Consider the following 13,318-nt stretch of genomic DNA (forward strand, 5'->3'; position numbering starts at 1 on the left):
GCGCTGGCGTGAGAGGTTCGCAAGACTTCGGATGTAAATGCTGTGTTGCAGACCGGCGACTATCCCGGAGTGGCCAGTGCCGAGTGTTCGGCCTGCTCCTCGTCCATGGCACGAGTCAGGTCGTGGATGGCGGTGTCCATGTGCTCGTGTACACCCTTTTCCAGTGCGTCCCAATCCGAACCGAGCAACAGGTCGACGATCAGCTGGTGTTCCTCCACCAACGCCTCCGGCCGGTAGTACGCGGTTTCGAGGTTGGCCATGCAGATACGCGCCTCCGCAGCGAGTGTGGCGTACATCCGCGACATTCGGCTGTTGCGCGTCGCCGCGACCAGTGCGGTGTGAAACGCCAGATCCCGTTCGGCAAGACCTCGCCAATCCGCCCGATCGATGAACGGCTGCATCTGCATCACGATGGCCGAGAGCTCGTCGGCGGCCGACACCAGGCGCGCACGATCACCGTGCACCAGAGTCCATGCGGCACCGACCTCGATCGCCGCGCGGGATTCGTAGATCTCGGTGACATCCTCACTGCTCAGCTCGACGACGAACACGCCTCTGTTTCGGTAGCTGACGAGCAGCCCCTCTTGATTGAGGCGCTGCAGCGCCTCCCGCACCGGTCCCCGCGAGATCTCGAGTTCCGCGGCGACGTTGGCCTCGTTGATCTGCTCACCGGGGGCGTAGGACCCGTCGATGATGCGGTCGCGAATCTGGTCGGCAATGACCATCGACGTGTTGCGTGCGTCGATGGGCGTCAGTCGTCTCGAACTGGGCATGATCGAAAACCTCTCTCAGCCTCGGGGAATGGCGAAGTATTTGTACTCCAGAAACTCGTCTATGCCGACTTTTCCGCCCTCACGGCCCAGTCCGGACTGTTTGACGCCACCGAACGGCGCAGCCGGATTGGACACCAGACCCGTGTTGAGGCCGACCATGCCCACCTCGAGGCGCTCCCCCATCCGCAGAGCCCGGTCGATGTCCTGGGTGAAGACATATCCGACGAGTCCCCATTCGGTGTCGTTCGCGAGGGCGATCACCTCGTCCTCGGTATCGAACGGGACGATTGCTGCCACCGGTCCGAAGATTTCCTGTGACATCAGATCCGACGCCGAATCGACGTCCGTGAGGACCGTCGGCGGGTAGAAGTATCCGGGTCCGTCCGGGGCCACTCCCCCGACGATCGCACGCGCACCGCGCCCCAGGGCGTCGTCGACGAGTGTCTGCACCTTGGTGCGGCCTGCGTCGTCGATCAGCGGACCCACCTCGGTACCGTGCGCACTACCGGCCCCCACCGACAACGCACCCATGCGCTCGGCGAGCTTGTCCGCGAACTGCGCTGTCACACTTCGATGTACGAAGAATCGGTTGGCGGCGGTGCATGCCTCACCCATGTTGCGCATCTTGGCGACCATCGCACCGTCCACGGCGCGTGCGAGATCTGCATCGTCCATGACGATGAAGGGTGCGTTGCCGCCGAGCTCCATCGAGGTACGCATCACCGTCGATGCAGCCTGTTCCAGCAGAATCTTGCCCACCGCAGTCGATCCGGTGAAGCTGATCTTGCGGGCCGCCCCGCTGCTCATCCACGAGCCCACGACACCCGACGCATCGGTGGTGGTCACGACATTGACCACTCCCGCCGGGACCCCCGCGTCGTGCAGGATTCCCGCCAGAGCCAGTGCTGTCAGCGGCGTCTGCTCGGCCGGCTTGAACACCACGGTGCAGCCTGCGGCCAGTGCCGGGCCGATCTTGCGAGTTCCCATGGCCAGCGGGAAGTTCCACGGAGTGACGAGGATGCACGGTCCCACCGGTGCGCGGGTGACCACGATCCGGTTCTTCCCGTCTCCGGTGAGGGTGTGATCGCCCGAGATGCGGACCGCCTCCTCGGAGAACCAGCGAAAGAACTCGGCTCCGTACGCCACCTCACCACGAGCGTCGGCCAGCGGCTTTCCCATTTCCGCGGTGATGATCGCAGCGAGCTCCTCCGACCGCGCCATGATCAATTCGTATGCTGTGCGGAGGATTTCGCTGCGCGCACGCGGCGGCATCGCGGCCCAGTCGGCGGCGGCGTCGACCGCTGCGGCCATGGCCTTCTCGGCATCGTCGATGCTGCCGTCGGCGACGCCGGCGATGACCTCGCCGCTGGCGGGATCGATGACATCGAACCGGGCATCGGATGCTGCGGCTGTCCACTCGCCTCCGATGAACAGTTCGGTCGGAGCAGTGATGGTGGGGCGAGTGAGGCCGGTGGTCGAACTGGCGGTCATGTCCGCGGTCCTTTCGTCGAACGTGGATCGAGTATCTGCGCCAGGTGTACGGACGCATCGCTGGTCAGGTCACCGGTGAGTTGACGCACCTGCATGTGGCAGGAGAATCCGTCGGTCAGAATCGGACTGTCTGGCTCGGCATCACGCAGTGCAGGCGCCAGGGCCTGTTCTGCGACGGCCATGCTGAGCTCGTAGTGCCGAGACTCGAAGCCGAAATTGCCTGCCACGCCGCAGCACCCGGTGGCCTCGCGCACCGCCTCGATACCGACGGCCGCCAATGCCGTGCGTTGGGTGGCGTTGCCGAACACCGCGTATTCGTGGCAGTGGGTCTGTACTGTCACCGAATCGGGAACCTCGGCCGAGGGCACCCACCCGGCGGCGGCCTGATCGATCACCGCGCCGGCGAAACTCTGTACCCGCGCGGCGACCCGTCTCGCGGCCGCAGTGGGAACCAGCTCCGGCATGTCCTTGCGGAACGCCGCCGCGCAGCTCGGTTCGGTGACCACGATCGGTCGGTCGGTGCCGTCGTCCAGTGCGGCAACGGCTTTCGTGAGGTGCTTGCGGGCGGCCTTCAGCTGGCCCGTCGAAATCCAGGTCAGACCACAGCACACGTCGGTCCGGCATTCGGTGCTGCGGCCGGAATCCTCGAGCACGCGTTGCGCCGCGCCCGCGACCTCGGGGCGAAAGCCCTGAGTGAACGTGTCGACGACCAACACCACGTCGGCGGCGCGGCCTCCGCCGATCCTGATTTCGTGAGCCAGTTCCTTCGCCGACGCGAAGCGCGGCAACGGCCGCTCGGTGGTCAGCCCACCGAGTCGAGCCGCCAGTGCCGCGATGCGCGGGGTGAGCAGACGGTTGAGCAGCGGTGCCGTTCGCTGCGTCACCTTCAGCCAGCGGGGCAACCAGCCGAGCGAATAGTGCGAGAGCGGTCGCAGTCGCCCCGCATAGTGATGATCGAGGAATTCGGACTTGTACGTCGCCATGTCAACTCCGACCGGACAATCCGACGAACAGGCCTTGCAGGACAGGCACAGATCGAGCGATTCGGCCACGTCTTTCGAGGCCCATCCGTCGGCAACGGTCGGCGAGCTGCGCACCATCTCCTGCAGCACTCGCGCCCGGCCCCGCGTCGAATCCTTCTCGTCGCCGGTCGCGCGGAAACTGGGGCACATGACGCCTCCCGACGCTGTGCGGCACTTGCCGACGCCGACACACGACTGAGTCGCGTGCACGAACGGATCCAGATCCGCCCGGGTTCCGATCTGGTGCAGATCGAAGGTCGTCTTCCATTCCCGCTGCGGGATGCCCTGCAGCATGAGGTTGTCCATCATCGGTTCCGGATCGGTGATCGACCCCGGGTTGAGAATCCCGCGGGGATCCCAGATGCGCTTGAACCGCGCGAACGCGTCGAGCATGCGGGGTGAGTACATCACCGGCAGCAGTTCCGAACGAGCCCTGCCGTCGCCGTGCTCGCCGGACAGGCTGCCGCCGTGCTTGACGACCACACGCGCGGCGGCGCGCAGGAAGTCGTACATCACCCGTCGCCCGGCGTCCGTACGCTGATCGAACGTGATGCGCACGTGCATGCAGCCGGCACCGAAGTGTCCGTACATCACGCCGGTCAGATCATGTTCGGCCAGAAGCACGTTGAGGTCGGCGAGATAGGCGGACAGGTTCTCGGGTGCGACCGCCGCGTCCTCCCAGCCACCCCAGGACTCCACCCCGCTCGACAGGCGGGTCGCCAGGCCTGCACCGTCTTCGCGTACTCGCCACAGCGCTGTTCGATCGGCCGGGTCGGTGACGATACGGCCTTCCTTCACGCGTCCGAGACGACCGAGCGCCTCGAGCAGACGGGCGGCCTTGTTCTCCACCTCGGCGGTATCGGCTCCGTCGAGGTCGACGTAGAGCCACGCGTTCCCGGCCGGCAGCCCGCGGACGGAGTCCGGTCCGCGCCGATACTCCATCGTCTGGGCGATGTTGTCGTCGATACCCTCCACCGCAGCAGGCGAGAACTCGAGTATGGCCGTCACGTCGGCCGCCGCAGCGACCACGTCGTCGTAGCCGAGGCAGAGCAACAGTGCAGCCGACGGAACGGGCACGACGGCAACGGTGACCGAGACGATCACCGCGCACGTGCCCTCGCTTCCGACGAGTGCACGGGCGACGTCGAATCCGTTCTCGGGCAACAGATGCGACAGGTGAAAACCGGACACCTGTCGCGGTATGCGGCCCAGTTCGACTCTGAAGAGAGCGAGGTTGTCCGCCGCAAGCGAGTGCAATTCGCGCGAGATACGTTCGGCGGCATCGGTTGCTGCCGAATCATCCGAATGCACTGCCTCCACACCGCTACGGGTCACGCGAAGAAGGTGCCCGTCGGCGGTGACCACGTCCATGGCCACCGTGTGGTCGGCTGTTCGTCCGTAGCGCACCGAGTGATTGCCGCACGCGTCGTTGCCGACAGCCCCGCCTACCGTCGCGCGTGTCTTGCTGGACGGGTCGGGCGCGAATGTGAACGACCCCGACGTCCGGGCCACCAGCTCACGTTGCAACTCCGAGATCACGATTCCCGGTTCCACCACCGCCGTCCGCGAGTCGGTGTCCACCGAGATCACGCGATTCATGTGGCGGGAGAAGTCGAGCACGATTCCACGGCCGATCGCGTTGCCCGCCATGGACGTTCCGCCGCCGCGGCCGATGACTGCGACTCCAGCGGCCCCGCACAGCGACATCACTGCGACGACGTCGTCGGCGCTGCGTGGGAAGACCACGGCCGCAGGCGGAATTCGGTAGTTCGAGGCGTCGTAGGAGTACTCGGCGAGCCGCCGGGACGAGTCGTCGATCTCGATGCCCAACTCCTGCACTCGCTGCACGAGTGCGGAGACGGGAGACCGAACGGAAGCAGACGTCACAGCACGTTCTTCAGCGTGCGCGACAACGCGTCGAGGCCCTGCCGCATCTCGTCGTCGTTCACGATCAGCGCGGGAATGATCCGGACCACGTTGCCGAGCGCGCCGCAGGTGAGCAGCAACAACCCCTCGTCGATCGCACCCTGTTGCACGCGCAGGGCCGCCGCAGCATCGGGATTGCCTGCGCTGTCGACGAATTCGAGTGCCTGCATCAAGCCGAGTCCACGTGCATCACCGATGGCAGAGTGCTCGGACTTCAGTGCCAGCAGGCCGTCGAGCAGAACTCGGCCCTGCGCGGCAGCGTTGTCGACCAGACCTTCCTCACGCACGACGTCGAGCGTCGCGACACCCGCCGCAGCGGCGACGGCATTGCCGCCGTACGTGCCGCCCTGCGATCCGGGCCACGCCTTTCCCATCAGCTCGGTCGATGCCGCGATAGCCGAGATCGGAAAACCACTGGCAAGGCCCTTTGCGGTGATGACGATGTCGGGCGTGATCGTCGAATGCTGGTGGCCCCAGAACTTCCCGGTGCGTCCGACGCCGGCCTGAACCTCGTCGACGATGAGGACGATCCCGTGGGTGTCCGCCCGTTCGCGGAGTCCCTCGAGGAAAGCCGGAGGCGTGGGCAGGTAACCACCGTCACCGAGTACCGGTTCGATGATGAACGCAGCGGTATCGGCGGGACTGGACATCGTCATCAGCAGGTAGTCGAGTTCCTTGAGCGCGAAAGCGACTGCGGTGTCCATGTCCCAGCCGTACCGGAAGGCGTACGGGAACGGCGCGATGTGCACACCGCCCATGATCGGTGAGAATCCGGAGCGAAACTTGGTGCCCGCGGTGGTCAACGACGCGGCCGCCACCGTGCGTCCGTGGAATCCCCCGTGGAACGCGATGATGTTCGGCCGTCCGGTCGCCATGCGCGCCAACCGAATCGATGCCTCGACGGCCTCCGAGCCGGAATTGGCATAGAACACGCTGTCCAGCCCCGCGGGCAGCACCTCGCCGAGCTTGTCGGTCAGCGCCAGAAGTGGCTGATGCATGACGGTCGTGTACTGCGCGTGGATGATCTTGCCCACCTGCTCGCGGGCGGCCTCGACCACACGGGGATGGCAGTGCCCGGTACTGGTGACGCCGATACCGGTGGTGAAGTCGAGGTACTTGCGCCCGTCCGTGCCGATGATCCAGCTGCCCTTTCCGTGATCGACGACGATCGGGGTCGCCTGCTTGAGTGCCGGGCTGAGGTGAGTGCGAGTCGACGCTGTCATGCCTGTCATCGTCACTCACCGAATTTAGATTGTCAACAATCTGCAATTGGCAGTTCGAGTCGGGTGCAACCGTCGGAGCGATACAGTTCGTCGGTGTCCGCACCGAACCCCCGCATCGTCGTTCTCGGCAGCATCAACATGGACCTGATCACCCGGACGCCCTCCCTGCCCGATCCCGGCGAAACAGTGCTGGGCACATCGTTCACCACCTCACCGGGCGGCAAGGGCTCCAATCAGGCCATCGCCGCCGCCAAAGCCGGCGTGTCGGTGTCGTTCATCGGAGCGGTCGGCGACGACGAATTCGGTGTGACACTGCGACGGACACTGTCGAGCGCGGGCGTGGACGACCGCGCGCTGCGCACGGCGGCAGGTTCGAGCGGAATCGCCGCCATCACCGTCGACGATCACGCCGAGAACAGCATCGTCGTCGTCCCCGGGGCCAACGAACGCGTCCGAAACCTCACCGACGACGATCTCGCCCTCATCTCCGACGCCGATATCCTGTTGTGTCAGTTGGAAATTCCGCTCGACACCGTGGTGACCGCATTCGAGTACGCACGCTCTCGGGGCGTGGTGACGATGCTGAACCCGTCACCGGTTCAGGATCTGCCCGACGCCCTGGTGGCGGCCACCGACGTGCTCGTGGTCAACGAAGCCGAGGAAACCCGTCTCGGACACAGCGTGAACGACGTGACGCACGTGATCACCACACTCGGAGCCAGAGGCGCTCGATACCGCGGCCCGGAGTCGTTCGAGGTCCCCGCTCCGCGCGTCGACGCCGTCGACACCACCGGGGCCGGCGACGCATTTGCCGGAGCACTGGCCGCATCCTGGTTCGACGGCCCGCGTGAGGCCGTCGAATGGGCCTGCGTTGCGGGCTCTTTCGCCGCGACGAGACCGGGTGCGAGCACGTCCTCGGGTACTCGCGACGACATCGATGCACTGCGAGATGCGGCCGCAGGATGAACGCCCCCGACCTCGAGGAGCTCCGACTTCTGCGCCGTGCGCGCGACCGGATGGATCGCGAGTTCGCCGAGCCACTCGACGTCCCGACTCTGGCCCGCACGGCACTGATGTCCACCGCCCACTTCGGTCGCCGCTTCCGCGAGGCCTACGGTGAGACGCCCTACGCACATCTGATGACTCGACGGATCGAACGCGCCAAGGCCCTGCTGCGCCGCGGCGATGTGACAGTCACCGAGGCGTGCTTCGCGGTGGGCTGTACCAGTCTCGGATCGTTCAGTTCCCGGTTCACCGAGATCGTCGGCGAGACACCGAGCGCGTACCGCGCCCGCGACCACCGTGACAGTCAGGCGGTCCCGACGTGTACGGCCATGATTCTGGGGCGTCCGATGCGGGGCAGCAGCGTCACCGCCACCGAACCGAGCAGAATCGAAGAAGCGTCGACGGCCGGGGCGTCCTAGCCTTTCCCCATGAATCTTTCACTGAGCCACGTACACGTCTACACCGCCGACCCCGATGCCTCGTTGGCGTTCTACCGCGATGCCCTGGGATTGGAGGTCAAGAGCGAAGTCGCCAACGACGGCTACCGCTGGATCACTCTGTCTCCCGACGATCAACCCGAGATCGAGATCGTACTGTCGCAGCCCCACGCGGGCCGTTCGCAGGAACTCGGCGATCAGATCGCAGCCCTGCTCGCCAAGGGTGAGCTTCCGGGCCTGTTGTTTCGTGCCGACGACCTCGACGCGGCCTTCGAGAGAATCCGCGCGTCGGGCACCGCCGAGGTTCTGCAGGAGCCGACGAGTCAGCCGTGGGGTGCGCGCGACGCCGCATTCCGTGACCCCGCCGGCAACATGGTGCGCGTCAGTCAGGCGTGAACTCGTCCTCGAATCGACCGTCCTACATCGACGACGCGAGCGCCAGGCCGCCTGCGCACGCGAGTACGGACGCGAGCACGGTGACTGTCACGTTCACGGCGGCATCGCGTCGACGCCCCTGCTGTAGCAACCGCACGGTCTCGACACTCGCCGTGCTGAAGGTGGTGTACCCGCCGCAGAACCCGGTGCCGATGACGGCTTGAACATCGGTGGAGCCGGCTCGGAACATCACCCATCCGGCCAGCACGCCCAGCAGGAACGAGCCGGACACGTTGATGCCGACCGTCGCCCAGGGAAAGCTCGTCCGTGCCGCGAGACGTGACTTCACTTCCGCATCGACGAAGAAGCGAAAGACTGATCCCAACCCGCCGGCCGCCGCAAGCCACAGCGCGATCATCGAATCACCTTGCCCGCCAAAGCGATTCCAGCCCAGGCCGCAAGTATTCCGAGAATCACGCTGACCACGGCGTAGGCCATTGCGAGCCCGGTGAACCCACCCCGAATCCCGTCCACGGTCTCGAGGGCGAAGGTGCTGTACGTGGTGAACGCGCCGCAGAAACCGGTACCGAGCAGCAACCGCAGCCTGCGCCTGACTCCTGCATCGGGCCCGCCGCGAACCAGCGACTCGAGCAGCAGGCCCAGCACGAATGCGCCTGCGATGTTGATCCCGAAGGTCGCCGTCGGCCACTGCGATGCAGAATGCGGCAGTTGCTCCTCGATCACGTAGCGGACCGCCGTACCCACCGCTCCGCCTGCGAACACCACTGCCAGTGCCCACAGGTGACGGTGCACGGGTCCCTGGTCGGCCGGCATCGAATCGGAATCGGGATCGACCAACGCTGATCCTCTCGGGCTGCAGGGCCCGACCGTTTCCGACCGGGCCGCGGTTGATGTCGGATGCTTGCTGCACGATGGAGCCTATGACAACGACCACGGAGCCCACGACCGGGAACTTGCGCGAGAGCGCCGAGGAGTTGTTGCGCGAACTCGCCGGCCCCGATGCGGTGCTGCGGGAAGACCAGTGGACGGCCATCGAGGCCCTCGTGGTGCACCGGCGGCGGGCGCTGGTGGTCCAGCGGACCGGTTGGGGCAAGTCGGCGGTCTACTTCATCGCGGCGAAGCTGCTGCGCGCGCAGGGCCTGGGTCCGACCGTGATCGTCTCGCCACTGTTGGCGCTGATGCGCAACCAGGTTGCCTCCGCCGAGCGGGCAGGTGTCCGAGCGGCCACCATCAACTCCGGAAACATGACCGAATGGGACGACATTCATCAGCAGGTCAACTCCGGTGAACTCGACGTGCTGCTGGTCAGTCCGGAGCGATTGAACAATCCCGATTTCCGCGATCAGGTGTTGCCGTCCCTGGCCGGGGACGCCGGCCTCGTCGTGGTCGACGAAGCTCACTGTGTCTCCGACTGGGGCCACGACTTTCGACCCGACTACCGACGTATCAGAACCCTGATCGCCGAGCTGCGCGACGGTATCCCGGTACTCGCGACCACGGCGACGGCGAACGACCGCGTGGTGGACGATGTCGCGGCGCAGCTGGGTGTCGGCGGCGGCGACACGCTCGTACTGCGCGGTGGGCTCGCACGCGACTCTCTGCGCATGGCGGTGGTGAAGATCGACAACGCCACCGAACGGGCGGCGTGGCTCGGCGATCACCTGAAGACGCTGCCCGGGTCGGGGATCATCTACACGCTGACCGTCTCGGCGGCCAAGGACCTCGCGGCGCTGCTCACCGACCAGGGCCACGTCGTGGCGTCGTACACCGGGCAGACGGACCCGACCGAGCGCGAATCGCTCGAGGGTGACCTGCTGGCCAACCGCGTCAAGGCCCTGGTCGCGACGTCCGCACTGGGCATGGGCTTCGACAAGCCAGATCTCGGCTTCGTCGTGCACATGGGGGCACCGTCGTCTCCTATTTCGTACTACCAGCAGGTCGGCCGAGCCGGACGCGCAACCGAGCGAGCCGATGTGGTGCTGCTTCCCGGTCACGAGGATCGGCAGATCTGGAGCTACTTCGCGTCCGTCGCATTCCCCCGCGAGCATTTGGTGCGGCAGGTCATCGATGCCTTGAACACCGACAAGGCCCAGTCGACCCAGGCGCTGGAACCTCTCGTCGAGCTGGGTCGCAGCAGGCTCGAGATGGTGCTGAAGGTTCTCGACGTCGACGGCGCAGTCAGACGCGTTCGTGGCGGTTGGATGGCGACCGGCGAGCAATGGACGTACGACGCGGCCCGCTACGAGCGTCTCGAAGAGGCCAGAGACCGCGAACAGCAGGCCATGATCGACTACCAGGGCACCGACGGCTGCCGGATGGAGTTCCTGCGGAGGCAACTCGACGACCCGGATCTGGGCGCACCCGGTAGCGAGTCCGACAGATGCGGGCGGTGCGACAACTGCACGGGTGAGCACTTGTCGGCATCGGTGGATGCGGCCTCGGTCGACTCGGCGAGGGCACGACTGGATCGGCCGGGTATAGATCTGCAGCCCAGAAAGCAGTGGCCCAGCGGGATGAAGAAGCTGGGCGTCTCGCTCTCGGGCAAGATTGCCGATCCCCACGAACCCGGGCGCGTACTGGGCCGGCTCACCGATCTGGGCTGGGGCAGCCGATTGCGTACCTTGCTCGATGCACCCGATGCTCCGGCCACGGACGCGCTCGAGAAGGCGTGCATCAACGTGCTCGCCAACTGGGATTGGAAGCAGAGGCCCACTGCAGTTCTGGCTCTCGACTCCCCTACTCATCCGCTCCTGGTGCGGTCGATCGCCGCGCGTTTGGCATCCGTCGGCAAATTGCAGGATCTCGGGGTGATGCAGGTCAGGCCCGGTCACCCGCCGGTATCGGCCGCCAATTCGGCGTTTCGGGTCGCCGGGCTGGTGGACTCGTGGGACGTTCCGGACGTATCGTCCGTGACAGGGCCGATTCTGTTGATCGATCTGGTGACCGATACCGGGTGGACATTCACCTGCGCCACGTCGGTTCTGAGATCTGCGGGTGCCCAGGCGGTACTGCCGTTCGCTCTGGCGACACCGAAATAGGTGTCGATCCGAAGTGGGTGGTTTGAATTTCGCGGCTGCGGGTACAGCCTGCCGGGCAACAACAACGTGACCAGCCTCACATTCGGCGGTTAACCTGGGGAAGCATGTCCGATTCCGGGGTCGATTTCCCGGCGCACTCGATATGCCTGGGCGACCTTGTTACGTTTGTATTTCCTATGAAGCCCGCATTGCTGAGAGGTACCCCACTCACTGCGCCGGACGCAGTGAAGTTTCGTAAGCCACAGATCTCCGACGGAGTCCGGCTCTGGGAGATCGCAAGAGATTCGCGAGTTCTGGATCTCAATTCCAGCTACTCGTACGTGTTGTGGTGCCGTGATTTCGCGGCCACCACCGTCGTATCCGACATCGACGGCCGCGCAGTCGGTTTCGTCACCGGATACATCCGCCAAGACGCCCCGCGCACACTGTTCGTGTGGCAGGTCGCCGTGGATGCGGACCAGCGTGGCAAGGGACTTGCCGGTCGCATGCTGATGGAGCTGCTCGACCGCCTCGAGCCACAGGGCATCACGCATCTCGAAACGACGATCAGCCCGGACAACGAAGCGTCGATCGCAACCTTCACGAGCCTCGCACGCAAGCGAGGCACCGATATCGTCAGGTCGGATTTGTTCGCGCCCAACGATTTCCCTGATAGCCACGAAGCCGAGGAGCTCTACACAGTAGGCCCCGACGCGTCGCGGAATTACGAAAGGAACAAGCAGAACATGACCGAAAAGAACACCGTGACAACAGAGAAGCCCGATGTATTCGAGACCGTCGAGTCCGGCGTGCGCAGCTACAGCCGCCAGTGGCCCGCCGTGTTCACCACCGCGAAGAACTCGGTCATCACCGACGAGAACGGCAACGACTACCTCGACTTCTTCGGTGGCGCAGGAGCACTCAACTACGGCCACAACAACGACATGATCAAGAGCGCGCTGGTCGATTACATCACCAGCGATGGCATCACCCACGGTCTCGACATGTCCACCGTCGCCAAGCGCGAGTTCCTCGAGTCGTTCAAGAAGAACATCCTCGACCCCCGCGGCCTGGACTACAAGGTTCAGTTCCCCGGACCGACGGGCACCAACACCGTCGAGGCAGCGCTCAAGCTCGCTCGCAAGGTCACCGGGCGCGAGGCGATCATCAACTTCACCAACGCATTCCACGGCATGACACTCGGCGCGTTGTCGGTCACCGGCAACTCGATGAAGCGAGCTGGCGCCGGAATCCCATTGGTGCACACCACTCCGATGCCGTACGACAACTACTTCGGCGGCGTCACCGAGGACTTCCAGTGGTTCGAGCGCGTTCTCGACGACTCGGGCAGTGGCTTCAACCGTCCGGCCGCGGTGATCGTGGAGACCATCCAGGGCGAGGGCGGAATCAACGTCGCGCGCCCGGAGTGGTTGCGCGCGTTGGCCGAGCTGTGCTCGCGACGTGAGATCCTGTTGATCGTCGACGACGTGCAGATGGGCTGCGGACGCACCGGCCAGTTCTTCTCGTTCGAGGAAGCCGGCATCACCCCGGACATCGTCACGCTGTCCAAGTCCATCGGCGGCTACGGCATGCCGCTGGCGCTGACACTGTTCAAGCCCGAGCTGGACGTCTGGGCACCGGGCGAGCACAACGGCACCTTCCGCGGCTTCAACCCGTCGTTCGTCACGGCGAAGGCAGCCATCGACCACTACTGGTCCGACGACAAGTTCGAGAAGGAAACCCTCGCCAAGGGCGAGCACATCCAGGATCGATTCATCAAGCTGTGCGCCGAGTTCGACGGCATCTCGACCCGCGGTCGCGGCATGGTTCAAGCCCTGGTGTTCGACGATGCCGAGTTGGCGGGCAAGGTGTCTCAGCTGTGCTACGACGAGCGTCTGCTCGTCGAAACCGCAGGACCGAAGGACGAGGTCGTCAAGCTTCTTCCCCCGTTGACCACAACGATCGACGAGCTCGATCGCGGCCTGGACATCATCGAAAGTGCCGTTGCGAAGGTCCTGTCCTAGAGAC

At 65.3% G+C, this 13,318-nt stretch carries 11 protein-coding genes and 1 pseudogene; 6 read left to right on the top strand and 6 right to left on the bottom strand.

Annotated elements, in window-relative coordinates; translation table 11 throughout:
* Positions 1-59: 59 nt before the first annotated feature.
* Genes CH302_RS18590 through CH302_RS18605 form a run of 4 tightly spaced genes read right to left on the bottom strand, consistent with a single transcriptional unit; the run spans position 60 to position 6,435 of the window.
* Complete coding sequence (locus CH302_RS18590; protein ID WP_230596347.1) at positions 60-773, bottom strand: GntR family transcriptional regulator; 714 nt, start codon at positions 771-773, stop codon at positions 60-62.
* A 15-nt stretch (positions 774-788) separates the two neighbouring features.
* Positions 789-2,264 (bottom strand): NAD-dependent succinate-semialdehyde dehydrogenase, encoded by a 1,476-nt coding sequence (locus tag CH302_RS18595; RefSeq protein WP_037193114.1) that lies wholly within the window; start codon positions 2,262-2,264, stop codon positions 789-791.
* Positions 2,261-5,173 carry an FAD-binding and (Fe-S)-binding domain-containing protein gene (locus tag CH302_RS18600; RefSeq protein WP_082323740.1) on the bottom strand — a complete coding sequence of 971 codons (2,913 nt, stop codon included), beginning with the start codon at positions 5,171-5,173 and terminating at the stop codon, positions 2,261-2,263. Before CH302_RS18600 ends, CH302_RS18595 begins: the two co-directional genes overlap by 4 nt.
* Entirely contained in the window at positions 5,170-6,435 is a 1,266-nt protein-coding gene (locus tag CH302_RS18605) for an aspartate aminotransferase family protein (RefSeq protein ID WP_037193116.1), read from the bottom strand. Before CH302_RS18605 ends, CH302_RS18600 begins: the two co-directional genes overlap by 4 nt.
* A gap of 138 nt (positions 6,436-6,573) precedes the next feature.
* On the opposite strand from CH302_RS18605, the gene CH302_RS18610 reads away from it, so the two are divergent.
* From CH302_RS18610 to CH302_RS18620, 3 genes are read left to right on the top strand one after another with little or no spacing between them, the layout of a single operon-like run.
* Complete coding sequence (locus CH302_RS18610) at positions 6,574-7,401, top strand: ribokinase (RefSeq protein WP_052047905.1); 828 nt, start codon at positions 6,574-6,576, stop codon at positions 7,399-7,401.
* Positions 7,398-7,859, top strand: coding sequence for a helix-turn-helix transcriptional regulator (locus CH302_RS18615; RefSeq protein ID WP_037193118.1), 462 nt, complete (start codon positions 7,398-7,400; stop codon positions 7,857-7,859). Before CH302_RS18610 ends, CH302_RS18615 begins: the two co-directional genes overlap by 4 nt.
* Positions 7,860-7,868: 9 nt before the next feature.
* Positions 7,869-8,273 (top strand): VOC family protein, encoded by a 405-nt coding sequence (locus CH302_RS18620; protein ID WP_037193120.1) that lies wholly within the window; start codon positions 7,869-7,871, stop codon positions 8,271-8,273.
* Between the two features lie 22 nt (positions 8,274-8,295).
* Here CH302_RS18620 and crcB (CH302_RS18625) read toward each other — a convergent pair whose 3' ends face one another.
* Positions 8,296-8,670 (bottom strand): fluoride efflux transporter CrcB, encoded by a 375-nt coding sequence (gene crcB, locus CH302_RS18625; RefSeq protein WP_037193122.1) that lies wholly within the window; start codon positions 8,668-8,670, stop codon positions 8,296-8,298.
* Positions 8,667-9,086, bottom strand: a complete 420-nt coding sequence (crcB, locus tag CH302_RS18630; RefSeq protein WP_052047906.1) for a fluoride efflux transporter CrcB — start codon at positions 9,084-9,086, stop codon at positions 8,667-8,669. Before crcB (CH302_RS18630) ends, crcB (CH302_RS18625) begins: the two co-directional genes overlap by 4 nt.
* A 107-nt stretch (positions 9,087-9,193) precedes the next feature.
* Here crcB (CH302_RS18630) and CH302_RS18635 point away from each other — a divergent pair, with 107 nt between their 5' ends.
* The 3 genes and pseudogenes from CH302_RS18635 to ectB all read left to right on the top strand — a co-directional run bounded on the left by CH302_RS18635 (position 9,194) and on the right by ectB (position 13,314).
* Positions 9,194-11,311 carry a RecQ family ATP-dependent DNA helicase gene (locus tag CH302_RS18635; protein WP_037193126.1) on the top strand — a complete coding sequence of 706 codons (2,118 nt, stop codon included), beginning with the start codon at positions 9,194-9,196 and terminating at the stop codon, positions 11,309-11,311.
* 176 nt (positions 11,312-11,487) lie between these two features.
* A pseudogene (ectA, locus tag CH302_RS30650) lies at positions 11,488-11,988 on the top strand (diaminobutyrate acetyltransferase); the annotation flags it as partial.
* 66 nt (positions 11,989-12,054) lie between these two features.
* Positions 12,055-13,314, top strand: a complete 1,260-nt coding sequence (ectB, locus tag CH302_RS18640) for a diaminobutyrate--2-oxoglutarate transaminase (RefSeq protein ID WP_037193595.1) — start codon at positions 12,055-12,057, stop codon at positions 13,312-13,314.
* Positions 13,315-13,318: the final 4 nt, after the last annotated feature.

The organism is Rhodococcus sp. 15-2388-1-1a (assembly GCF_002259145.1).
Lineage (GTDB): Bacteria > Actinomycetota > Actinomycetes > Mycobacteriales > Mycobacteriaceae > Rhodococcoides.

What these genes read in the sequence shown, in the direction of transcription:
- CH302_RS18590 (WP_230596347.1), bottom strand. Translation starts at nt 773, where the DNA reads ATGCCCAGTTCGAGACGACTGACGCCCATCGACGCACGCAACACGTCG.
- CH302_RS18595 (WP_037193114.1), bottom strand. Translation starts at nt 2,264, where the DNA reads ATGACCGCCAGTTCGACCACCGGCCTCACTCGCCCCACCATCACTGCT.
- CH302_RS18605 (WP_037193116.1), bottom strand. Translation starts at nt 6,435, where the DNA reads ATGACAGCGTCGACTCGCACTCACCTCAGCCCGGCACTCAAGCAGGCG.
- CH302_RS18610 (WP_052047905.1), top strand. Translation starts at nt 6,574, where the DNA reads ATGGACCTGATCACCCGGACGCCCTCCCTGCCCGATCCCGGCGAAACA.
- CH302_RS18615 (WP_037193118.1), top strand. Translation starts at nt 7,398, where the DNA reads ATGAACGCCCCCGACCTCGAGGAGCTCCGACTTCTGCGCCGTGCGCGC.
- CH302_RS18620 (WP_037193120.1), top strand. Translation starts at nt 7,869, where the DNA reads ATGAATCTTTCACTGAGCCACGTACACGTCTACACCGCCGACCCCGAT.
- crcB (WP_037193122.1), bottom strand. Translation starts at nt 8,670, where the DNA reads ATGATCGCGCTGTGGCTTGCGGCGGCCGGCGGGTTGGGATCAGTCTTT.
- crcB (WP_052047906.1), bottom strand. Translation starts at nt 9,086, where the DNA reads ATGCCGGCCGACCAGGGACCCGTGCACCGTCACCTGTGGGCACTGGCA.
- CH302_RS18635 (WP_037193126.1), top strand. Translation starts at nt 9,194, where the DNA reads ATGACAACGACCACGGAGCCCACGACCGGGAACTTGCGCGAGAGCGCC.